This is a genomic window from Reichenbachiella ulvae, from assembly GCF_025833875.1.
In the GTDB taxonomy this organism is placed as follows: Bacteria; Bacteroidota; Bacteroidia; order Cytophagales; family Cyclobacteriaceae; genus Reichenbachiella; species Reichenbachiella ulvae.
The window spans coordinates 4,611,855-4,634,912 of the sequence record NZ_JAOYOD010000001.1 but is presented as its reverse complement, the minus strand read 5'-3'; the positions used below and the strand labels follow the sequence as shown (position 1 = coordinate 4,634,912).

At 44.0% G+C, this 23,058-nt stretch carries 18 protein-coding genes; 3 read left to right on the top strand and 15 right to left on the bottom strand.

Annotation, left to right across the window (positions count from 1 at the left end; all coding sequences use genetic code 11):
- Positions 1 to 473: 473 nt before the first annotated feature.
- Both N7U62_RS18995 and N7U62_RS18990 read left to right on the top strand, forming a co-directional pair.
- On the top strand, positions 474 to 2,147 hold the full coding sequence (locus N7U62_RS18995; RefSeq protein ID WP_264139668.1) for an RICIN domain-containing protein: 1,674 nt from the start codon (positions 474 to 476) through the stop codon (positions 2,145 to 2,147).
- Positions 2,148 to 2,277: 130 nt separating this feature from the next.
- Positions 2,278 to 3,912 carry a family 43 glycosylhydrolase gene (locus N7U62_RS18990; RefSeq protein WP_264139667.1) on the top strand — a complete coding sequence of 545 codons (1,635 nt, stop codon included), beginning with the start codon at positions 2,278 to 2,280 and terminating at the stop codon, positions 3,910 to 3,912.
- Between the two features lie 83 nt (positions 3,913 to 3,995).
- On the opposite strand, the gene N7U62_RS18985 is transcribed toward N7U62_RS18990, so the two are convergent.
- The 11 genes from N7U62_RS18985 to N7U62_RS18935 form a co-directional block, all read right to left on the bottom strand.
- On the bottom strand, positions 3,996 to 4,691 hold the full coding sequence (locus tag N7U62_RS18985; protein ID WP_264139666.1) for a hypothetical protein: 696 nt from the start codon (positions 4,689 to 4,691) through the stop codon (positions 3,996 to 3,998).
- 48 nt (positions 4,692 to 4,739) lie between these two features.
- Positions 4,740 to 5,243, bottom strand: a complete 504-nt coding sequence (locus N7U62_RS18980) for a hypothetical protein (RefSeq protein WP_264139665.1) — start codon at positions 5,241 to 5,243, stop codon at positions 4,740 to 4,742.
- 23 nt (positions 5,244 to 5,266) lie between these two features.
- Entirely contained in the window at positions 5,267 to 6,229 is a 963-nt protein-coding gene (locus N7U62_RS18975; RefSeq protein ID WP_264139664.1) for a Gfo/Idh/MocA family protein, read from the bottom strand.
- A gap of 107 nt (positions 6,230 to 6,336) precedes the next feature.
- A complete protein-coding gene (locus N7U62_RS18970; protein WP_264139663.1) occupies positions 6,337 to 7,221 on the bottom strand; it encodes an ROK family protein in 885 nt (294 codons plus the stop codon).
- An 11-nt stretch (positions 7,222 to 7,232) separates the two neighbouring features.
- Positions 7,233 to 9,107 carry a beta-N-acetylhexosaminidase gene (locus N7U62_RS18965; protein ID WP_264139662.1) on the bottom strand — a complete coding sequence of 625 codons (1,875 nt, stop codon included), beginning with the start codon at positions 9,105 to 9,107 and terminating at the stop codon, positions 7,233 to 7,235.
- A 35-nt stretch (positions 9,108 to 9,142) separates the two neighbouring features.
- Positions 9,143 to 10,252 (bottom strand): acyltransferase family protein, encoded by a 1,110-nt coding sequence (locus N7U62_RS18960; protein ID WP_264139661.1) that lies wholly within the window; start codon positions 10,250 to 10,252, stop codon positions 9,143 to 9,145.
- A gap of 169 nt (positions 10,253 to 10,421) precedes the next feature.
- A complete protein-coding gene (locus tag N7U62_RS18955) occupies positions 10,422 to 11,636 on the bottom strand; it encodes a glycosyl hydrolase family 18 protein (RefSeq protein WP_264139660.1) in 1,215 nt (404 codons plus the stop codon).
- Between the two features lie 58 nt (positions 11,637 to 11,694).
- Entirely contained in the window at positions 11,695 to 13,053 is a 1,359-nt protein-coding gene (locus N7U62_RS18950) for a glycosyl hydrolase family 18 protein (protein WP_264139659.1), read from the bottom strand.
- A 28-nt stretch (positions 13,054 to 13,081) separates the two neighbouring features.
- Positions 13,082 to 14,686, bottom strand: a complete 1,605-nt coding sequence (locus N7U62_RS18945) for a SusD/RagB family nutrient-binding outer membrane lipoprotein (RefSeq protein ID WP_264139658.1) — start codon at positions 14,684 to 14,686, stop codon at positions 13,082 to 13,084.
- A 19-nt stretch (positions 14,687 to 14,705) separates the two neighbouring features.
- Positions 14,706 to 16,220 (bottom strand): SusC/RagA family TonB-linked outer membrane protein, encoded by a 1,515-nt coding sequence (locus tag N7U62_RS18940; RefSeq protein WP_264139657.1) that lies wholly within the window; start codon positions 16,218 to 16,220, stop codon positions 14,706 to 14,708.
- The gene (locus tag N7U62_RS18935) at positions 16,174 to 17,850 is read right to left on the bottom strand and encodes a SusC/RagA family TonB-linked outer membrane protein (RefSeq protein WP_264139656.1); all 1,677 of its coding nucleotides are present in this window, start codon (positions 17,848 to 17,850) and stop codon (positions 16,174 to 16,176) included. The genes N7U62_RS18940 and N7U62_RS18935 overlap by 47 nt, the downstream gene beginning before the upstream one ends.
- 499 nt (positions 17,851 to 18,349) lie before the next feature.
- Between N7U62_RS18935 and N7U62_RS18930 the strand changes: the two genes are divergently transcribed.
- Complete coding sequence (locus N7U62_RS18930) at positions 18,350 to 19,408, top strand: LacI family DNA-binding transcriptional regulator (RefSeq protein ID WP_264139655.1); 1,059 nt, start codon at positions 18,350 to 18,352, stop codon at positions 19,406 to 19,408.
- 3 nt (positions 19,409 to 19,411) lie between these two features.
- Here the strand turns inward: N7U62_RS18930 and N7U62_RS18925 are convergent, their stop codons facing one another.
- The 4 genes from N7U62_RS18925 to nadA form a co-directional block, all read right to left on the bottom strand.
- Complete coding sequence (locus N7U62_RS18925) at positions 19,412 to 19,801, bottom strand: hypothetical protein (protein ID WP_264139654.1); 390 nt, start codon at positions 19,799 to 19,801, stop codon at positions 19,412 to 19,414.
- Positions 19,802 to 19,874: 73 nt separating this feature from the next.
- A complete protein-coding gene (locus N7U62_RS18920) occupies positions 19,875 to 20,246 on the bottom strand; it encodes an STAS/SEC14 domain-containing protein (RefSeq protein WP_264139653.1) in 372 nt (123 codons plus the stop codon).
- A 273-nt stretch (positions 20,247 to 20,519) separates the two neighbouring features.
- Positions 20,520 to 22,076, bottom strand: a complete 1,557-nt coding sequence (gene nadB, locus N7U62_RS18915) for an L-aspartate oxidase (protein ID WP_264139652.1) — start codon at positions 22,074 to 22,076, stop codon at positions 20,520 to 20,522.
- A gap of 6 nt (positions 22,077 to 22,082) precedes the next feature.
- Positions 22,083 to 23,042: a quinolinate synthase NadA gene (nadA, locus tag N7U62_RS18910; protein ID WP_264139651.1), complete on the bottom strand. Its 960-nt coding sequence runs from the start codon at positions 23,040 to 23,042 to the stop codon at positions 22,083 to 22,085.
- Between the last annotated feature and the right edge of the window lie 16 nt (positions 23,043 to 23,058).

Genomic DNA, 23,058 nt, shown 5'->3' with positions numbered 1-23,058 from the left:
TAGGTCCGAGATCGGATATAAAAGATAGGTCCTCGCAGCTCGGAAGTGGGGGGAGGGACATCAAAGACGCGATGGCGAGTCTTTTTGCTCGGTGATCGGACAAAAAAGGTGCAAAACCGCATCTAGGAGGTGGGCAGTCGCAGCTATTAACTTCAATCCATCCTCGATTTTGTCAAAGTTCATATCTGCCATAGAAAAATATGCACTGAAACACATTCCTTCCTTCGGCCCGACCCATGGCCCCTATAAATGGGCAATTAGAAATGAATAAGAAAATCCTGTTTCACAAAGGAGGCAAAGTCCCTGCTTTGAGAAGCTCCTCTCATAAGTAAACGGAAACCGTTTTGTACCAAACGGAAGTTTTTACACATATGTCCACCCATCTTAGAGATTCGTCCTACCTAACAGACTGTCTTTTAGTCATTTTGCATGCAAAGACAATTACTAAATATTTTTATTTAAACAAGCATTTTATGAAAGCTAAAATTTTACACCCTATGACAGGGGGTAGAAAAGTGCGTTCGCTGAGCTCTGGCGTCAGTAGCATTTTCACTCCTGTGTTATTACTGTTCCTTTTATGTGCGAACTTCTTCGCATCTGCACAAGCGCCGAGCCATGACCCGACTGCCATGGTAAGAGCCGAAGATGGTCGATACTGGATCTTCACCACTGGCGAGGGAGTCTGGGCCATGTCTTCTAGCAATACCAACTTCAGTGACTGGCGAGCCGAGCGGGGTCCTTTCCAGCCAGGCACCTGGCCCTCGTGGATCAACTCTGCCGTACCGGGTTTTGCTGGTGACTTCTGGGCTCCAGGTATTACCCGAATGGGTGGATACTGGTACCTCTACTATTCTTGTTCCTCTTTCGGTTCGTCCAGATCGGCAATCGGTGTGGCCAGAACATCATCACTGAGCAATCCCAACTGGCAAGATCTAGGTATGGTCGTCTCATCCAATGGTAGCAGCAGTGCGATCAATGCCATAGACCCTGCGATCTTCCATGATGCGAATGGGCGTGTTTGGATGTCTTACGGCTCTTTCTTCGGAGGATTGGGCGTAGTGGAGATTAATCCTGGTACTGGAAAAGCCATCGGTGGAGTCACCAAAGTAGCGGGTGGCAACCATCAGGACATCGAGGCTCCCTACATCATTCGAAATGGGAATTATTATTATCTATTCGTCAATAGGGGCAGATGCTGTAGAGGACTGGAGAGCACCTACTATGTTCAGGTAGCTCGATCTACAAGTATCACAGGGCCATATACTGGATGGAGAACCATCCTGGGCAACGAAGGACGCTACGTCGGACCGGGTCACATTGGCTATGGCGAAGGCAGACTCACCTATCACTACTATGATGGCTATGACAATGGAGCCGCCAAGCTCAGAATCACAAGTCTGGGATGGAGCAATGGCTGGCCTGTAATTCATGGTTCTGGTGGATGGGTATCACCCACTCCTGTCTATCAATTGAGAAACCGTGGCACGGGACTGTACCTGGATGGAATGGGTCTTACGACCAATGGGGATGCCTGTGGGCAATATGCGAACACCTCACACCCCAATTCGCAGTGGAGACTCGTAGATGTCGGCAATGGCTATTCGCAACTACAGAATGTAGGCACTGGATTGTTCCTGGACGGGATGGGAAGAACTGAAAATGGCGCTGACTGTGGCATGTGGGCCAATACCACACACCAAAATTCGCACTGGTCGGTACAGCAGTATAGCGGCAGTTACTATCGCATTCGAAACAGAGGTACCGGACTATATCTGGACGGAATGGGACGTACCTCCAATGGCTCCAATGCTGGGCAATGGGCCAACACGACTCATGCCAACTCCCAATGGCAGCTCGTATCTGTAGCAGGTGCTAGAGTAGCGGATGTGGACGATGAAGTAGCTGAAGCCAGTGCACAGATCAATCTTTATCCTAATCCGACCGATGGTTATTTCACTCTGGAGATTCCTGATTTTAAAGGAGACGAAACGATCAGAATCCTGAACATCATGGGTAAAGAAATGATAAAAATGGAAGCGCTAGAGCAAACGCAAGAGATCAACATTAGTGACTTGAAACCTGGTCAGTACATCTTGCAGCTCAACACCAACGGAGGAAATTCTTTTAAACGATTTGTTAAAAAGTAATCCGGATTCTGGTAGCTACCCCCTTCGGGTAGCTACCCTACTATTATTATGTGCTCCATGTCTAGCAAAGAGCAATACGCTTGCCTGTGACATTCCCGTGAGCACCAGTTTCTAATCTAAAAAATTGAACATGAAAGACTTAAATTTTGATTTTCAATCAAAGGTCCTTTGTATCGGCAACACATTTTCCGCTTGCCTATCAAGAATCTTCATACTGCTATTTTTTCTAGGTGCTTTTGCAACTGCTAATGCTCAGGCACCAAGTCATGATCCATCCACGATGATCCGAAACAACGATGGACGCTATTGGATATTTACTACGGGAGACGGAGTGTGGGCCATGTCCTCCAGCAATAGTAACTTTAGCGACTGGCGGCCAGAACCTACCCCTTTTGCACCCGGTACCTGGCCCGGATGGATCAACAACTATGTCGATGGATTTGGAGGTTTTTTCTGGGCTCCAGATGTGATCAAAATCGGCAATACCTATTACCTCTACTACTCATGTGCTGGCAATGGCGCCCCTGCTGCCATTGGTCTGGCGACTGCTCCTGATCTCAACGGTCCGTGGACCGATCGAGGCATGGTAGTGGCTGGCAACAATGCCATCGACCCTGCCCTATACATGGACAATGGCCGACTATGGATGAGCTGGGGCAACTGGCAAACCGGTCTGGACATCTGTGAATTGAGCACTTCGACAGGTAAACGCATCAGTGGAATCACCCATCTGGTCGGTGGTAATGTAGAAGGACCTGGTCTGATAAGAAATGGCAACTACTACTATTTGTTTTATCAAAGAGGACTGTGCTGCAATGGACTCAATAGCTCCTACTACATGGTGGTGGCTCGATCTACCAGCATCACCGGACCCTATACTGAAGAAAGAACCTTCTTACCCAATAGAAGTGGCAATCAACACGGACCCGGACACTTTGGCTATGGCGAAGGAAAACTAACCTACCACTACTATGCAGTCAACGACAATGGTAATGCAAAACTAGCGGTAACAACCCTGGGTTGGAGCAATGGCTGGCCTGTCGCTGGTGGCTCTGGAGGCTGGGAAGCGCCAAGTACTAACTACCGACTAAGAAATGTCGGAACCGGATTATTTTTGGACGGCATGGGCAGAACTACGAATGGGGACGCCTGTGGGCAATATGCCAATACCACGCACCCAAATGCCCAATGGCAATTGATCGATGTGGGCAATGGCTACAGACAACTAAGGAATGTAGGAACCGGGCTATTTCTCGACGGTATGGGCAGAACCGCCAATGGAGACGATTGTGGAATGTGGGCCAATACCACCCATCAAAATTCGCACTGGTCGATCCAGCAATATGGTAGCAACGTTCGAATTCAAAACAGAGCCACTGGTTTGTTCTTAGACGGTATGGGCAGATCCGCTAATGGAGATAATGTAGGACAATATGCCAATACCACGCACCCAAATGCACAGTGGCAACTGGTATCCGCTACCGGAGCTAGAATAGTGGATGTGGGAGATGAAGTAGCCGAACAAATCGGAGCAGAAATCAGGCTCTACCCTAATCCGACAGACGGATATTTTACCCTGGAGATTCCTGATTTTAAAGGAAACGAAACGATTAGAATCCTCGACATCATGGGCAAAGAAATGATGAAATTGGATGCCCTAGAGCAAACGCAAGAAATCAACATTAGTGACTTGACCCCTGGTCAGTACATCCTGCAGCTCAATAGCAATGAAAAATCCTTGGTCAGAAAGTTTATAAAACAGTAATTCCGATCAACTAAAAAAAGAAAGCTGCCTCCTACTTTTATCGAAGTAGGGGCAGCTTTTTTTATGTGCTCATTATAAATCAATTAAACTTTAGTTTTTCTCCTCTTGAATCTAACGGTGGCAAAGAACAGCACAAAGCCTGATGCCACGGTTACCAACCCAAACAAGGAAAAAATCCGAAGCAAGGTATTGTTGATATCGTCTCGACCCTGGTAGTCCATCGTGTGGGTCATCCAGAGAAAATCGAACCAGCGCCAATCCCTATGACGAAGCGTCTGAAAACGACCATCAGCCTGACTGATATAAGCCCTGACCTGGTCCGAACCTTCGAACTGAAGCACGTAAGCCGGGAGCGCCCTCCCTCGGTACTCGTGATGAGAATCTACCTCGGTGATCAACTCGATGGACTCGATTTCCATATCGCTCTTGAGATGGTGCATCGCGATGGATCGAGCCTCCTCTTCGCTCACACCCTCTTTTGGCACTCCTGTCAAAGCATGGTAGAGTTGACTTTGGTTGACCCAATAGTAGGGTTCTCCATTGATGTATCGTAGAGACAGCGAACTGACCACCAGATTGGAGTCGATTTCTGTAATACCAATCAGCCCTTTGCTTTCATGGTGCATATGATCGGCTCGAAAGTGATCTCCATGAATCTCGTCGATATCCGTCCAACTAAAATACATCCCACTGATCGTCCAAAAAATAAATTGTATCCCGATCGCAAGCCCTAGATAGCAATGCGCCTTCCTGATATAGTATTGATTGTTTTTTCTCATAGTTTCTCTTCTGGGGATTCAACTTTTTAATTAAAACCGAAACTTTGATTAAGGTGATCTTTCATAAACCATAATCTTATGAGTAAAACCTAAATCTGTTTTTAATTCCAGAATATTTCTATTCAATTTAAACTTCATCTTGATTTTCCCCCCGTACGGATCATCCTTTTCAATTACACTATTAACCGAATCAATGGTGTAAGTTCCTTCTTCTAAAACTATTTCGTTTTTATGATCTATAGTATGCTCATTGTACCTTCCATCCTTTTTGAATTCAAGTAACAGCAAGTCAAACAATTGATACATTGATTCGATTTTAGAAATGGATTTTAAGCTATCTTCTTCGGTAAAATTTGGTTTTTGCTCCCTAAGCACTGCAAGACTTTTATTGATTACCAAATCCTGGTTGTTGGAATCAAATAACACTAGAGAGTCTAATTTTATCTTTGTTAATTTCCATACCCCCGTGATTTCATTGTCCACCTTTTCTTGAGCGACAATGAAAAAGGAATTACAGAAAACTAAAAAAATCAACAAAGCAATTCTTTTCATTTTACGGCTATCTAAATGTACTATCAAAACTTCTTCGCCACCATCGCCATCCATTCTTGCAGCTTGCGGCTATAGTAGTGAGGCATGATGGCAGATTCCTTTCTACCAGCCAATAAATCCTCACAGACCTGCTCCGTCTCGAAGTTGAAGCCAAAGCCTCCACGATCGTCAACAAAGTGGTCGACTCTTTCCTCCACTTCATAGAGCGAACATTCTTTTGCCCGCCAAAAATCTGGTATCGAGATATAGCCTTTCTCGCCTATGATGTGAGTGTAATTGGGCAGCTTGCAACGAAAAGAAGTCGTGAGAACAGAAGAACAATCCGCATATTCGAAATGCATCGTGACCTCTTCGTCCACTCCTGTCTGCGCTGGTGACATGCGCACATGAAATTGATCTGGATCTTTCTTCAGAAACAGCCAATTCATCGCCAATGTATAGATGCCCATATCCAGCAAAGCTCCGCCAGCCAGATCAGGATTGAACATCCTGCCATTGGCATCAAAGGGCACAGGATAACCAAAATCCGAAATGATATGATGCACCGTACCGATTCGTCCCTCATCTACCCACTGCTGGGCCTTTTGGATCGCAGGGAGAAAATAAGTCCACATCCCTTCCATCAGATACTGGTTGGTATCCTTGGCTACTACCAACAATTCTTCCAATTCCGCAGGATTAATCGTGATAGGTTTCTCACAAAGCACTGCCTTTCCTGCCTTTAAAGCTGCAGAAGACTGCTCCAGATGAAAATTGTGTGGAGTAGCTACATAGATGGCATCTACCTCTGGATCGGCATAGAGCGCTTCGTAGCTATTATAAACCTTTGGTATGCCGTACTCTTTGGCAAAAGCCTCTCCACGCTCTTTGGAGCGAGAGGCCACTGCCACCAGTTCCCCTTTAGTGACGAACTGAAAATCGTGTGCAAACTGCTGTGCTATCGCACCAGGCCCCAAGATACCCCAGCGAATCTTTTGGTGTTTCATGTTTTGTTTGGTTAAAAGCTCATGAAGCTCGAATATAAGCAACCCGAGTCATTTCATTATTGCTGAGAAATGACCCCAAAACAAAAACAAGAAAGAATACCAGATTACTAAGCCTTATTCAACTCAGCCAGGCCATCATATTTCCGCATCATAAACAAGGCCGCCGCACCAAGCAAGGCCATGTTCTCTTTGCCTGAAGCCGCGATCTCTACACTGTCCAAAACCCTACGATAGGGAAAGCTACTGAGCACATTGAACATGGATTCTTTGAAAAAAGGAAAAGCATGTTGGATAGACCCTCCAAAATATATACCCTGAGGTGATAAGAGGTGCAAAACGAGCTTAATTAGATTGCCCAGGTGCCCCCCATATTGCTGATAGATCTCTATGGCTTTGACATCACCAGCCCTGGCCATTTCAAAAAGTTCGGAACCCTTGACCCCAAATTCCTTTTCGAAAAATTGCCCGCTGCAGAAATGCTCATAGTTGCGATTGAGATAGGGAACCACCGCCAATTCTCCTGCGCAAGACAGGACACCAGAGTGCAGCTTGTTATGAATGACCATGCCCACTCCTAGTCCAGTGCCTAGTGTGATGCCTACGATATTTTCTAGCTGCTGTCCTTTGCCGTAGTATTTTTCGCCTAAGACATAGCAATTGGCATCATTGGTTATGTAAGTCTCTATCCCAAAATAATTGGTGATCTGATCGACCAGATGTACCTCCTGCCAGCTGGGAATATTGGTCACCTGATAGACGATCCCTTTTTCTTCATCGACCAGACCCGGAACCCCCATGCCGATTCCTTCGATGGTATACCCTTCCATGATCGATTCTATTCCCTGAATGATGGCAGCAATCACTTCGGATTCTGGTCTATTGGCTGGTGTTAGTATTGAGAGTTTTTCCTGTATTTGTCCATTGAGAACAACTGACAGATTGATAGATGACCCTCCAACATCAACACCTATTACGCATGGGTTCTGATTCATTTAGTTTCGTTTTACTCTTCGCCTATTACCTTACTCGTCATTTGTGAATCTATTCGCTCATCAAACAATTTGGCCTTGATCAAAGTGCCAGAATCCAATGTCAGCGGCGACTCATACAAGGGAGATTCCAAAGTAGGGCTACTACCATCTACGGTATAGCGCATGCCATCCCATCCCATTTGATTATTCAAACTAACCGTATAATTACCGGCAACAGAATCCATTTCAGCCTTAAAACTGACGTTGAAAATACTCTTCGCATAATTGACATCACGCTCCTCCAGACGATCCAGATGAGTAGGGATTTTCTGCTGAAACTGCGACCAATCCTTGTTTGACTTAGGTGTCCAAACCAACTCCGCCAGGGCAGAGGCTCTCGGATAAACCATGTATTCCATCTGATCCTCTGTAGGCATATACTCTGTCCAGACATTGGCCTGAGCGCCCATGATGTAGGTTTTCTCTTCTTCAGTGAGTGTATCAGGCAGCGGGTCATAGGCATATACATCCTCCAGTGTCAGTAATGGACCGATCACAGTAGGCTCAAATGCCGGATCTCCCTGATGATAATCCAAATAAAGATGCTGATAAGGAGACATCACTACCTTGTGCTTGGATTTAGCTGCGGCTATTCCTCCTGATTCGCCTCTCCATGACATCACTGCCGCATTAGGAGCCAAACCACCTTCCAAAATCTCATCCCAGCCGATAATTTGTCTACCCTTTGAGTTCACAAACTTCTCTATTCTGGTGATAAAGTAGCTCTGCAATTCGTGTTCATCTTTGAGTCCCAGTTCTTTGATCTTCGCTTGAATCTCTTCAGATTCTTCCCACTGTACCTTCATTGCTTCATCGCCTCCGATGTGGATGTACTTACTAGGAAACAATTCAATCACTTCGGACAGCACGTTCTCCAGGAACACAAAAGTCTCATCATTGACATTAAATATATCAGGGAAAATCCCCCAGTCTGTTTCAACTTCAGGTCTCTCCCCCGAAGTACCCAATTCAGGATAGGAAGCGATCGCAGCAGTCGCATGGCCGGGTAGTTCGATTTCAGGAATCACCGTGATGTATCGATCCGCCGCATAGGCGACTACTTCTTTGATCTCCTCCTGCGTATAAAAGCCACCATAGCGTTTGCCATCATATTCCTTAGGCTGATTTCGTCGAGTGATGGTCAGGCTTTCCTTTCTATAAGCACCGATCTCCGTCAGCTTTGGGTATTGTTTGATTTCGATTCTCCATCCCTGATCCTCAGTCAGGTGCCAGTGAAATGTATTGAGTTTATGCATCGCCATATTGTCGATGTATTCTTTGATGAACTCCACAGAAGTCATATGACGTCCTACGTCCAGATGTAAACCTCTCCACTCGAATCGGGGGTAGTCCACAATGCTAACTAAAGGTAGATCCCAAGACACTTCGGCAATTTCATCACCGTAAACCTCCGTAGGAAGTAATTGCATCAAAGTCTGCATTCCATAAAACATCCCGGGACCATCTACCGCTCGGATCACCACACCCTTGGCCGTAGATTCTAGCGTGTAAGATTCTTCTCCCTGATCCTCTGATGCGCCAAGTGTGGTAAATAGGACTTGATTCGCTCCCGGAAGCTGATCTGTATCCAGCTCCTGTACTTTCAGATCCCAGCCTGTCACTTTGTTCATTCTAGAGACAAATTGCTCAGCTACCTTCACAGCATCTTCATTGCCTGATTGAGCCCAAACGGCAAGCCCTTTTTCTAAAGTCAACACGCCTTCATTTTGTGTCAAACTTACAGGCTCAGGTATTACACTGATAGTGCCCTCATATTTTTTGTTTTCCTCTGTAGAGCATGCAAATACGAGGGTTGCCAGCAAAAGAAAAATTAAAATTCTAGACATTTTCATATAATTAGTTTTTGGATTTTGTTCAAGGATCAAACCTTGATGTAGATTTTATTTTTGTCCATGAGATAACCCACAGACCAATTGATCATGGTGAAAAATATCGCAAACAAAAAGGATGCATGCGCCGGTGAAACAAACAATTTGAAAAAGGAATATACCTGAGACAACAAGCTGCCATCCCCTACAGGTACCAAATAAAAAATCGTGATTAAAACACCTGATAGGGCGTAGATGATTAATGGATTGCGTCCAAAAACCTCAAAAAAGTAAGTCCATCCTTTATAATTTCTGATTTCCAGAATGAAGACCAGCAAAGCCAGAACCATCATATCAATGCCCGAGGTTAGGAGGACAAATGAGCTGGTCCATATTTTTTTATTCAGAGGGAAAAACAAGTCCCACCATAGCCCAGCTAGTACCAGAATGGCTCCTGCAATCATCAACTTCGCAATGGATTCGTAATTGTTACCCACTTTGATCAGCAATGCTCCGGTGAAATAGCCTAATATCACATTCACCACAGCAGGTATCGTACTCAGCAATCCTTCCGGATCGAAAGCTACCCCTTCGCCATGATAAAGATGCGCCTCTCCGAAAAGCCACAAATCAAGATCATTGCCGACAAATCCGGCTAGAGAATAGGGATCACTACCTCCCAAGAAATAGACAATGGCCCAGTAGCCGATTAATAAAACACCACTCACAACTATGACCATCTTGCGTGAGGCATAGTGAATCAACACTGCTCCTATCAAGTAGCACAAGGCAATTCTCTGTAGCACTCCCGGTATTCTGGTAGTTGCCAGAGACTGGAATTCTCCAGCTCGAAAATCATAAAACGGAAACCAAGAAAGCAAGAAGCCAATCAGAAAGATCAGAAAGCTACGCTTGAGTACCTTCTTCCAAAATACCGATGCAGGTTGCTCTGCAAATCTTCCCATCACAAAAGCCATGGCGTTGCCCACGGCAAAGAGAAAGGAAGGAAAAACCAAATCAGTCAATGTAAATCCATGCCATGGGGCATGAAGCAAAGGGCCATACTGAACGCCCCATTCTCCTGGGCTGTTGACCACTATCATCAAAAATACGGTGGCGCCTCTAAATACGTCTAGCGCCAAAAACCTAGCTTTTTTAGTCATTTCTCCTCATTTGCTTACTATATATGAAATATACATTATATCCATCAAAACATAAGGCTGGTCTATTGACAGAAAAGATGATGCATTTCTGACAAAACGAAAACTCTAATCGCTGTATGGATAGAATTCTTCTCTAAAATACATTCCATTCTTTTCGAAGTATCTTCCGTCATTTCTTCAAAAATCGTTTGCCTACCTTCTTCCCATCGGATTCCCAAATCAGGTAGTACCAACCGGCAGGCAAGCCTTCTATTTTTATTTTCTTTCCACTTTCGACCGGGTATGTGGCAACCAGCTGCCCATCGGGGCTTAGTACTTTAATGCTATCACCCTCTTCTACTTCGGGAAGAATGAGGTATTTACTACAAGGGTTGGGGTAGATACTATCTGCTTCTACAGACAATGAGCTAAGAATCACTTCATGAACCGGTGAGATGACACTATGAATCGTTTTGAGCAATGATCGGTCGTCGCTATAGTCCACATCTTGTAGGATCTGCCAGATCATAACACCACCTGCCTTTTCCAGGGCTAATTCAGACTTGGCTTTAATCGTCTTCTGACCATTGTAGTAGATATTCTCAATCTGATCGCTCTCTTCAGCGCCTTCATATTGCGAAACAATCTCTTTGTACCCCATGGAATAAACATTGGTAGTGCTGACGAAATTGTATCCATAAAAAGGAAGTCCCAGTACCACTCGATCACGGTCTACACCTTTGGTATTAATCCAATAGTCAAGATCATTTTCAGCCTTTTCATAAGAAGAGTGCTGGCCTGGGATACTGGCATTCCATGGACCCGTTTGGTCGTAGGACATCACCGCAATGAAATCATATCTATCCAAAGTTTCGGGTTTTAAACCCGTTGCGCTCCAGGTTGCCATGGCAGCAGTCAACAATTTGCTTTCTGGTAACTTTTCATCTAATTCTCTCACAAATTCGTCGTAGTACTCACTCAAAACCAAATCCCCTTCGAGATCCACATCGACCCCATCAAAGCCTTTCAAGGACATGAATTCAACCAAATTGTTGATTAACACATTTCGTTTATCCGCCTTCAGATTTTCTTCCCAAGCCTCGTTGATTGTAGTAGAACCACCTCCAATGGACATCAACACCCTACAACCTGCCTTGTGCGCTTCAGTGATTAATTTAGAAATCTCTGCATCATTGGTAGCGTTGATACTAAAATCTCCTTGCATATCTGGATTGGCAAATGCTACCATAATATGAGAGTAGTGATCAAAATCTGTGCTTTCTATCGCTTGACTGAAATTTTCCCAGGAGGGCAAATATCCAACCACTCTTGACGGACTTTGACACCATGTCGTACCAGTAGATATTAGAATCAATATCCATAGCACCAGCATTTTCTTATTCATAGCCTTCGTAATAAAAAGACTGACCCCTGTTGGGATCAGTCTAAAGATTAAATCAACTCTAGTTATTACCAAGTGCATCATATGCTGCATTCAGTAAAGATTTTTCCTGGTCTTTGGTATCGCTTTCGATGCTCCACATCATCATACCTCCGAAACCTTGGTCCAGAACCACATTGGCTTTTTCCTGGATGGTAGCGTGTCCGTCATAGTAGAGGCCATCATCTACATCTAGCATACTCTTGGTATGTGCCTCTGCGTCCATGGTTAATATCTCCTTGAAACTGTGATAAGTCGCGTACATCCATAGATTGCCCCAGGTAACAGCCGTTCCGTCTGTTGGCATATCGTATTTCAATCCAAATGCCGGGAAACCTCCTACGATCTTTTCTGCAGGCATACCCAAACCTATCCAGGTAGCCGCCAAGTCGCCAAACGCCCATCCTGGTGAATGAGAGGTCGGAGACAAATTCTCATATCTATAAGGCTGAATATTGACCCAATCGATGCGTTCTACAGCTGCCAATGGACTCAGAACCGATGTGGTCCAGCCACCCGGCACAGAAGCCGTATAGAAAAACTCTCCATCAGGGCCCGGACCCGCTGGCAAGTAATCAGGCACTTCGGAAAAGAATGCACTTAGTATATCCGGATCCAATGAGCCCGGTCCTCCCCAGGTGTTATTCAGATAGAAATTGATCCCATCCAATTGGTTATCCACTGCAAATTTCACAACGGTGCTGATCACTTTGGCACGTTTGTCCGCATCTGAAATGGCCTCATAGAAAGTCAAATCTCCATAGAGTCCTCCTCCGTTGATGGCCGCCATATTATCTGTGACATCTAGCATGACATATACCCCAGCATTATGTGCAGACTGCACGATCTGTGGCACATTCATATCTTTAGCAAATGTGGTATCCACAATGGTTTCCGGATAGGCTACTTCGTCTACTATAGCATATGAAATCACCAGGTGCGTCAAATTACTAAAGTCAACATCCGCCAGAGAACCTGCACTTGTCAGGAATCCCACCATCTTCTTGTTATACTCTTTAGGAACAAATGGCTTGTTCACCTCTACCGTAGCGGTTCGCGTATTCGGCACACCATTTCTCATGATGGCCAGGTGAACCTCGTAGGTGGATGGATCCTCAAATTTGTACTTGAGGTTAGGATCGGTTGAGATTTCCTCTCCATCCAATTGCCAACTATAGGTCACACCATCGCTTGGTGACACCTGTACGTTGATGTAGAGAGAATCCTCAATGTCCACACCATAAATCTGCTCCCAACCAAATATTCTGGGAATATCATCTGATTCAAAACCGGGATTCTGCACTTCCTCCTCACAGGACAAGAATACAGCCATGAAGGCCAACCCCAGCGTTATTTTTATTATTGATCTATATAAGTTCATATTTGTTCATTTTGGATAAAACCATCACCTATTCGACATCCCACCATATGCGAGAAGTCCAGTCGTCACCGCCACTCATGCGAGCCGCTGCTGCTGACAGGTTTTCCTCGTTCAGTAGATATTCGTTGACAGGGTACTGCATCCTTCTTGGGATCTCTCCATTGGATTGGTTGACTCCTGGATCTACATTAGGGTAAGTAATAGCTGGAAAGCCTGAGCGTCTCCAGTTAGAATAAGCCTCTATTGGATTGAAAGCAAAATTGACCCAAAGTTGCGTGTTGATTTGCTCTAATTCTGTTCCAACTGTCAATGGATTAGCTGCTACAAAAGCATCAATAGTCGCTTGATCAGGCAATTCGATTTCATATTCGCTGTACTGTGCTACGCCAGCAGCCAAAGCTGCTGCAAAATGCTCCGCAGCTGTTCCGCCAGCAGCCCAGCCTCTAAATGCCGCCTCTGCCATCCAAAGCTCAACCTCTGCATAACTCATAACGATGAAAGGTGCATCGATTCTTGATATTTCTCTGGCGGGCTGCAAAAGCTGCAAGGCTCCAGATACTTCCGTCGCTACTCCGTCCACATCCACTTCGATGGGCGCACCAGCTGCCTGCCAAACAAAGTTGCTTGGCAAAACCGAGAGGTCACTGTAGTTTCCAATTTCAGCGAAAACCTGATCACTAATATCCGTCCTACCCGCATAGGTTCCATCATCCAGGTAGCTACCTGCCATTAGCTGTATTCTTGGGTCGCCTGTACTCTCCAGATATTCAGCTAGTGTTCTGCACATTCTGAAGGAACTTTCGCGAGCCGAAGAGGACATCAAAGTATAGGAAGTGCCATTTCCCCCTTGACCTCCTCCACCGAATGGAGCATCGTTGTGGTACATGATGGGAATATCCGCATTGCTTTCCATGACACCCGCAGCTATAGCTGCTTCTGCTTCTTGCTGAGCCATAGCAGGATCCACCTTGACCAATCTCATAGCCAGGCGCAAACGAAGCGAATTAGCAAACTTTCTCCATTGATCGATATTGCCTTCGAAGTAAAAGTCCTGAGTCACAGCATCTGCTGCTGGGTCCAAAGCATCTGCTGCTAATTCTAGCTGATCAAATAGATCCTGATAAATCGCCTCCTGGGTATCATAGGTTGGCTTTAGCACCCCACTGAAATAACCCTTTCCCGCATCGAAATAAGGAATGTCTCCATACAAATCTGTAAGTCTCGAAAAGATCATTGCCTTCATGATTCGAGCCACTGCATTGATACTCTGTGCCTCAGGATCTTCTGCAGTCCTTTCGATCATGTCTACTACATTTCGAATCTCACGAGAGTACTGCCTGTCCCAGATGGCGCTCATGTAATCATTGTTCTTCTGCCCTTTGCCACCTATCTCTACAGTAGCATACTCTCCAGTCCAAAGCTGCATCCAGTCCGAACTATAGATGAAACTATTTCTCCAGGTTTCGTAGCGTTCGCCAGATACCTGCATCTGAATGGTAGGTAGCATCAGGTTGGGATCCATGTTGGTTGAAGTCGTAGGATCCTGATTCAACTCTTCGAAGTGTGAACATGCACCAAGTGTCATGGTCGCCACAAGAGCTATTATTATTTTGTTCTTTATTAAAGTCTTCATCTGATTCTTTTTTAGGTGATTAAAACTTCAGGTTTAGATTGAAACCATAGCTTCTTCGAGATGGAATCGAACCATATTCGAAACCTTGTCCATTGCCATTGTTGTATCCAGATTCAGGATCGACATTAGGCACATTGCTATATATCAACCAAAGGTTTCTTCCTACAAAAGACACAGAAGCCCCTGTGAAAATATTTCCCAAAAATTTCTTTGGTAGATTGTAACTAAAGACCAATTCCCTCAACTTGACATAAGATGCATCATAGATGAAAAACTCTGGAGACCGCGTATATAGGCTGCCCCAGTAGTTTTGTGGATTGGTAGGAATATCGTTAGTCACATATTCAGGCGCATCTGCTGTACCGATATTTTTCACTCCTTCTCCGATGTACCCTCCTGTAGGTGTCCAGTCTGCTATATTTTCTATTCCAGCAGCCAGACGAGCCTCTTCAGAATCATACCAGGCGTCTCTTCCTTCGAGAGTTGCTTCGGCAGTACCCTGCGCATGTCCAATACCACTACTCATTGAGTATAGATCTGCACCTGATTTCCAATCTATCAAAGCACGAAGAGAAAAGCCTTTATAACTAAATGAATTGATCAAACCAGCAGTAAAATCATATTGACCATTACCCAAAATTTGCTGACCTGCGGCATCATCCGTCATAGGAAGTCCAGCAGCATTGTGCACAATTTTTCCTTCGTCATCTCTGAGCCATTTCTTGCCTACGATATCACCATATTTACCTCCTTCTTTCACTACGATCGCGGCACCTGCCCATCTGGCATTGGCCAATATGTAAGTGTCCACTTCTTCATGAAGTTTTGGTACGGAGTTGATATTTCTGGCGAAATTGACCGTCACATCCCAACTAAAATCACCCAGTGTTACTGGCGTTGCTCCCAACTGCACCTCGAAACCTTCATTCAGGATTTCACCTGCATTGATGACCGCCATATCATAACCACTAGTAGACGGGATATTCAAACTCAATATTTGATTTCTAGTCAGCTGATGATAGTAGGCTACATCCAGCCTCAATCGATCTTCAAACAGTCTGATATCCGTACCCAACTTATAAGAGTAGGTTCTAGTCGGCTTCAGATCTCTTTTGTTTAGTGTAGCACCTGAGATTTCACCCAGTGGTTTACCTAAGAGAGAAAAGTCTTTGACTCCATAATTTTGACTCAATCGATATGGACCTGTATCCCCACCTACCTCTGCATATGAAGCCCGCAGCTTACCGAAAGAAAGGAAGTTCGCCGATTCCAATAGATTAGAGAACACAAAACTTCCAGATACTGATGGATACAAGTAAGAATTGTAATCTTCCGCCAGCGCAGAAGACCAATCATTTCTGAGAGTAGCATCTACAAAATAGGTGTCTTTATAACCCAGCTGTACGGACCCGAATACAGAATTGATTTGCTTGCGGATATTGCTATATTCATTATTGACATTGAGAAAATTCTGAATGGTTTCTACATCATTCCAAAATGATACCGTTACCAGCGGCAGAAAAAGTCTCCGCATTGAAGGTCATGATGTTTCCTCCCAGATAAGAAGAAAAGGAGAATTGGTTAAAATCCTTGCTGATTTCAAACATCGCCTGATAATTATCTTCTCGGTTGGTTCGACTGATCTCCTCAAGTGCTCCTGTGTCCCACACGGGTGTACTTATTGGATAAAAGTTGGTAAATCTGGATTGATAAAAGTCAGTCCCTCCTCTAAGGTTGAGGCTCAACCAATCTGTAAATCTATAGTCCAGTTGCAGATAGCCGATGACCCTATCTCTTGAGGACTTGTTTTGCATTTCGTTCATAGACCAGTATGGATTGATTCGGTAGATATTTCCCCCATTCCAATCTATATAGTTTCCTTCTTCATCCTTGTAGCTATCAGACAACCACTTCTGATCAAAGCTAGGTGCCAATCCAAGTAATGCCAGCCCAACGTTGTTTGGATTATCCGACAAGGCGGGTCGGTTGTTGGCCGATTCACGAATATAATTGACCTTGCTGTTCACAGTCAGATTCTTGCCCAATTTGAGCGACCCGTTTAGCAGAAAAGTATTCCTCATCATTTCTGCACCTGGGACAATATCTTTATTTCTCATATCAGAAACCGAAGCTCGCAAAGTCGCTGTCTCATTGCCGCCTGTCAGCGCAATGGTATTGGTAAAGGTCGATCCTGTCTGGAAAAAACTTAGGATGTTATTGTCTACCACGCCATAGGGTTTCATTTGGCCATTATAGATTGGAATAGTCAAATCAGGATCCAATTTGGCTCCCCATGCAGACTGAGTCGTATTTCCCGCATCCTCTTCCGTAGGAATCTGGCCATCACGCCCTTGTCCATAGACGGTTTGATAATCGTCAAATCTGGAAAGCACATTCTCAAAGGTCGCATTACTGGTAAACTCAACCCCTAATCCATTTCTGCTGCTTCCTTTTTTGGTCGTTATTAAGATTACCCCGTTCGAAGCTCTCGATCCATAAAGCGCTGCTGCCGACGGCCCTTTTAGTACTGATACTGACTCTATATCGTCGGAGTTCAAACTGGAAATACCATCACCCAAATCATATCCTCCCCACATGCCAGCGCCATCACTCTGGGCCCTGTTGTCCATCGGTACACCATCTATCACATACAACGGCTCGTTTGACCCGTCCAGCTGAGATTTACCACGAATAGTCACGGTAGATGATCCACTAGGACCAGCTGCTGATAGATTTACATCTACACCAGCCACTTTTCCAGAAAGCGAATACACAACGTTGATCTCCTTGGCCGTAGACAGATTGTCTCCTTTAACCTCACTGACTGCATAGCCAAGAGACTTCGTTTCACGCTCGATACCTAGTGCGGTTACTACTACTTCATCTAACTGCTGCGTGTCCTGAACCAACGATATTGTCAGTTCACTTTGACTACCAACAGCTACATCCTGAGACAAGTAGCCAATGAAAGAAAATGTCAAAACATCGCCTGCTTCAGCATTTATCTTAAATTTTCCATCAATATCAGTTATATTGCCACCATTCTTCCCCTTGATCAAAATAGTAACACCAGGTAGTGGGGATCCATCTGAATCATCTACTACTTGTCCACTGATATTCACTTGAGCCTGAAGTTGACCAGCCAAAAAAACCAGTACTAACAACAGACCATACCTCTTTATTGCGTTTAATGTGTCGCAATAAGAAATTCCAGATTGTAGGTTGCTAATTGTTTGCCTATGAAACTTTAGAGTTTCATCCATATAATAAGCCTACCTACGCTTGTAAATTTTCGACATAGATTAATAATTAGTGTGTTTGGAATTGAAATAAAATTCGGACATAGCTCATCTGTTAAGAGATTTTGCCACCTCCATTTTTGCCTTTTTGATCTAAAGATTAGATAACCTGCCAATCTCAAAAGGCCTTAGTACAATGCACATTTTTGTAATTACATGATCAAGGTAGGAAATGCTATTTCTAAAACAAAATGATTTTTAAACTTTTTGTGTGCACACACACACATATTGTGTGCGCACACACTAAATACAGGCTCATAACATAATCTTTGCTGTTTAACAGCAGAATTAAGCAATCAAGCGATTTTTTGTTCCTGATATGTTTCAATTCCCTATTTTTGACGATCCTACTATTAAGGAATCAATGACTGACAATAACAACATCAGGATTAAGGACATAGCCAAACTGGCTGGCGTATCTGTAGGCACCGTGGATCGGGTCATTCACAAAAGAGGAAAAGTATCTGAGGAGGTAAAGGAGAAAATAGAAAAGGTGCTGTCAGAAACTGGTTACAAACCTAACCTACTAGCGCGCACATTAGGCTCCAAAAAAGGCATAAAAATCGCAGTGATTATGCCCAATCCAGAACAGGACGAATATTGGGCACTTGCCTTCACAGGTATCACTCAGAGCTTGGAAGATTGGTCTCAATACAATCTCCAGATCGACAATCATTTTTTTGACCTTTTTGACAGTTCATCCTTTCGAGAAGCGGCAGAAAATGCCCTTTCTCAAACCCCAGATGGCCTGGTATGCGCTCCCATTTTCCATAAGGAAACGCTGGAGTTCTTTAGCCAACAAAACCAGGACAATATCCCCTACGTACTTTGTAATACTTTTATAAAAGAGCTTTCGCCTATTTCCTTTATTGGTCAGGATTTGTATCAATCGGGAAGGCTAGCAGGCGAACTGATTTCCATAGGAGGCACCGACAAGTCTCATGTAGCCATTCTACATATTCAGGAAAACATTGAAAACTCCATGCACCTGAAGGCCAAAGAACAAGGCTTAAGAGACATTCTTGAGCCTAAATATGAAATCAGCAGCCATGATATCAAGAAAATGGATCCGGCACTGATCAGGGAACAGATAGAGCAAATTCTGATTGATGAAAACCTTGGAGGCATATTTGTCTCTACCTCATCCGCACTGCATGAAGTTGCTTCCATACTAGAAAACATGGGAAGGTCGGACATTCGTTTGATAGGCTATGACCTTTTGGAAAAGAATCTGAGCTATTTAAAGAGAGGAGTCATCAATTTTCTCATTAATCAAAATCCAAAACGCATGACTTTGACTGGCATTGGTCATTTGTCCAATCACCTACTGTTTCAAAAGGAACTACCAGAAAACGAACTATTCCCTCTGGAAATCATCAGCAGAGAAAACATGGAAACTTACTTGAATTCGAGAATCCATTAAGGATCAAATTAGAGCCATAGCCTCGTCAAAGGTCTTAACTTCAATTGCCTCATAACCCGCTGAAGACTCGGTTCTTTCGAATTGCATTTTAGCCACGGGGTTTTCCGTAACCCGAATGATTTTTGAAGCTCCGTTTTGAATCACAAATTTTTGAGCCTTTTTAATATACTCTGTGCCTTGGGGTGAGGCTGGCTTCATTTTGCTAATGTCATTGATTATCACAAAGCCCTTTTTCAGCTTCTTGGCCTCACTTATAGTCAGATTAGAACCGTCCTCCAACTCCTCATCTGTCATAAAACCTACAAGTCGCAGGGTTAATAAGTTCTTTTCGATATGGGCTTTGATTTCGTACATCTTTACATCCAATCTGGCGGTATCATTGATATTAATCAACTAATGTACAATATTTTCCCGTTTTATTTCGAGATGCTTGAGGGTTGAGGCCTGTTGTTACATTTTTGGTCCACTATTTTTCGCCTAAATGAACCTGGTACAACCAAGCCAAGGCTGACTCCTCGTCATCAAAAAGCGCCGCTTTACGACCTGTAAATTTAATGATGGCTCTTGCCATCAACTTTGTCATGGATGTGAGGCCAACTACCGCCGTTCCTTTTACATAAGGGCCATTCTTCTTTCCCACCTCCTTGATCTCATCAAGAAAGGCCGAATTGATCTTGATGCCCTCTACATTGATTAGGGACAAAACAGATTTTTCGGGGTATTTACTAATGACTGCCACCGCTTCATTCAAAACCTTATTTCCTTCATCGATTGTCAGACCTGATAAATCAGTCGTGATTATTTCGACATCCTTGTAAGTCATTTTAGATACACCCATGCCCGATTAGATAATTATCCCAACCTTAATATCAGTCAGAATTCAATCCTTTCCAACTTTTATTTAGGCTAATTGACTGAGGGTGATAATTTTAACCTCCACAATTCGTTACTTTTGCAAACAGGCAGTGCTTCAACCCGCTGCTTTTTTGCAACTATTAAATGTTAAAGCTATGGAATACTTGATTTTATTAATTTGGTCATTATTGACGTTTGCGATCTGCTACATACGCTATCACAAGCATCTCAACAACCCCAATCATCAGTCCTAATTTTAATCCGTCCTGTAGAATCCCCCTTTATTTTCATCTCTTTTGAGGGACTGTTGTATAATCAAATAGGCAATCGTAATCAAATTGCGCAATTCTGATAGCTGTGGAGAAATTTTAGTTCTTCGATAAAGCTCTTCTGTTTCTTCGTAGATCAACCTCAATCTCTTTTTAGCACGGTCCAGACGTTCAGCTGACCGAATGATTCCAACATAGTTCGACATGATGGCCTGGACTTCCTTTCTATTATGCGTGATTAGGATGAGCTCTTTAGGTTGAGTTGTACCTTCTTCGTTCCAATCCGGTGGATTGGGCAACTCTGATACCTGATCGATCAATTCAGTCGTTTTCTCGAAACTTCGATGGGCAAAAACAATGGCTTCTAAAAGGGAGTTTGACGCCAGACGATTGGCTCCATGTAGACCTGTACAAGCTGCCTCACCTGCCACAAACAAATTCTCCACCTTCGACTGACCAAAACGATCCACATCAATCCCTCCACACAAATAATGAGCGGCTGGGACCACCGGTATCATATCATGCTCTATGTCAATCCCAATGGATCTACACTTGCTAGAGATATTGGGGAAGTGCTTCTCAAACCTATCAAGGTCCAAATGACGACAATCGAGGTACATATACTCTCCTCCACTACGTTTCATCTCTGCATCTATCGCCCTCGAAACAATGTCTCTTGAGGCCAGGCTTTCCCTTTCGTCATATTTGTGCATGAAAGGCTCCCCATGCTCATCTCTTAATATCGCCCCAAAACCTCTTACTGCTTCAGAGATCAAAAATGTCTGCCCTTTTCTGTCCGATTCATACAAGGCAGTAGGATGAAACTGGACGAACTCCATATGCTTCACAAAAGCCTTCGCTCTATATGCCATGGCAATTCCGTCTCCAGTAGCGACCTTTGGATTGGTGGTGTTTTGATAAACATGACCTATCCCACCACTTGCGATTAGAGTGATTTTAGAGAGGAAAGTTTCAATTTTTCTGGTTTTCTCATTCAATACATAAGCCCCAAAGCATGTACGAGACTTGTCCTTAATCTCTATCGGCAAATGATGTTCGGTGATCAGGTCAACGGCAAAATGATGAGGAAACAATGATACATTTTTGCATGCATGAACCTTCTCCAATAGGGCTCTTTGGATCTCAAAACCCGTAATATCCTTGTGATGCAATATCCTGTGGGCAGAGTGTCCTCCTTCTTTGCCCAGATCATATTTTCCATGCTTCCCCTTATCGAAACGGGTTCCCCAAGCAATCAATTCCTTCAAACGATCCGGCGCTTCTTTGACCACAAATTCTACGACTTCCTCATCACATAGGCCATCTCCAGCTATCAGTGTGTCTTTGATATGCTGATCGTAGGAGTCTTTGACTTTGTCCATCACCACAGCCATGCCGCCCTGGGCATACTTGGTATTGGACTCATTCTCATAAGACTTGGTGACTATCGCCAGTTTCTTATCCGGGCATTTCTTTGCCACTTTCAAAGCGTAGCTTAAACCGGCAATCCCAGAGCCGATGACCAAAAAATCGTAGGTAGGCATATATGGTTATTTAGACAATTCGAGCATACGCTCTAATGGAATCAATGCCTTTTTTCGAATTTCCACTGGTACATCTACCGAAGGGCTTTCGTCTCTGAGACAGTTATATAGTTTTTGAAGGGTATTCATTTTCATATAGTGACACTCGCTACATGAACAGGTGTTGTCCTCCTTGGCTGGAGCTGGAATCAATTTCTTATGCGGTACACGCTTTTGCATCTCATGTAGAATACCTGCCTCTGTCGCCACGATAAATTCCTCGGAATCATCTTCCTGAACAAAATTGAGCAGCTTTTCGGTTGATCCAACAAAAGACGAAATCCTTAAAATATTCTGTGTTGACTCTGGGTGAGCAATGAATTTGGCTTTTGGGTTTTCCTTATGCAGATCCAAAATCTTGTCCATAGCAAAAGCCTCATGCACCATGCAGGCTCCATCCCAAAGCACCATATCTCTACCAGTCTGGTGAATTAGATATTCTCCCAGATTTCTATCAGGAGCACAAATGATTTTCTGATCCTTCGGAATTGAATTGATAATATCTACCGCATTAGATGAAGTGCAAATGATATCACTCATCGCCTTGATCTCTGCAGAGCAGTTGATATAAGTCACCACGATATGATCGGGGTGTGCATCAACAAATTCCTTAAAAGGGCCCGGTTGTGCTGAATCAGCCAAAGAACAACCCGCATTCAAATCCGGAAGAATCACTTTCTTCTCAGGGTTGATAATCTTCGCAGTTTCGGCCATGAAGTGCACACCAGCGAACACGATGATATCTGCATCCGTTTCTGCGGCTTTTCTCGATAGTCCTAAACTATCTCCTACATAATCTGCTAAATCCTGTATATCCGCCTCTTGATAATAATGAGCAAGCAATACTGCATTTTTCTCCTTCTTTAGTCGAAGAATCTCATCCATGTATTCCTTTCTTGTTTTGGGGGTATCAATCACATGCTCCATAAAAAATCTAATTCCT

Excerpts from the sequence above, each read along its gene's own strand:
- N7U62_RS18995 (WP_264139668.1), top strand. The coding sequence starts at position 474 with ATGAAAGCTAAAATTTTACACCCTATGACAGGGGGTAGAAAAGTGCGT.
- N7U62_RS18990 (WP_264139667.1), top strand. The coding sequence starts at position 2,278 with ATGAAAGACTTAAATTTTGATTTTCAATCAAAGGTCCTTTGTATCGGC.
- N7U62_RS18985 (WP_264139666.1), bottom strand. The coding sequence starts at position 4,691 with ATGAGAAAAAACAATCAATACTATATCAGGAAGGCGCATTGCTATCTA.
- N7U62_RS18980 (WP_264139665.1), bottom strand. The coding sequence starts at position 5,243 with ATGAAAAGAATTGCTTTGTTGATTTTTTTAGTTTTCTGTAATTCCTTT.
- N7U62_RS18975 (WP_264139664.1), bottom strand. The coding sequence starts at position 6,229 with ATGAAACACCAAAAGATTCGCTGGGGTATCTTGGGGCCTGGTGCGATA.
- N7U62_RS18970 (WP_264139663.1), bottom strand. The coding sequence starts at position 7,221 with ATGAATCAGAACCCATGCGTAATAGGTGTTGATGTTGGAGGGTCATCT.
- N7U62_RS18965 (WP_264139662.1), bottom strand. The coding sequence starts at position 9,107 with ATGTCTAGAATTTTAATTTTTCTTTTGCTGGCAACCCTCGTATTTGCA.
- N7U62_RS18960 (WP_264139661.1), bottom strand. The coding sequence starts at position 10,252 with ATGACTAAAAAAGCTAGGTTTTTGGCGCTAGACGTATTTAGAGGCGCC.
- N7U62_RS18955 (WP_264139660.1), bottom strand. The coding sequence starts at position 11,636 with ATGAATAAGAAAATGCTGGTGCTATGGATATTGATTCTAATATCTACT.
- N7U62_RS18950 (WP_264139659.1), bottom strand. The coding sequence starts at position 13,053 with ATGAACTTATATAGATCAATAATAAAAATAACGCTGGGGTTGGCCTTC.
- N7U62_RS18945 (WP_264139658.1), bottom strand. The coding sequence starts at position 14,686 with ATGAAGACTTTAATAAAGAACAAAATAATAATAGCTCTTGTGGCGACC.
- N7U62_RS18940 (WP_264139657.1), bottom strand. The coding sequence starts at position 16,220 with ATGCGGAGACTTTTTCTGCCGCTGGTAACGGTATCATTTTGGAATGAT.
- N7U62_RS18930 (WP_264139655.1), top strand. The coding sequence starts at position 18,350 with ATGACTGACAATAACAACATCAGGATTAAGGACATAGCCAAACTGGCT.
- N7U62_RS18920 (WP_264139653.1), bottom strand. The coding sequence starts at position 20,246 with ATGGGTGTATCTAAAATGACTTACAAGGATGTCGAAATAATCACGACT.
- nadB (WP_264139652.1), bottom strand. The coding sequence starts at position 22,076 with ATGCCTACCTACGATTTTTTGGTCATCGGCTCTGGGATTGCCGGTTTA.
- nadA (WP_264139651.1), bottom strand. The coding sequence starts at position 23,042 with ATGGAGCATGTGATTGATACCCCCAAAACAAGAAAGGAATACATGGAT.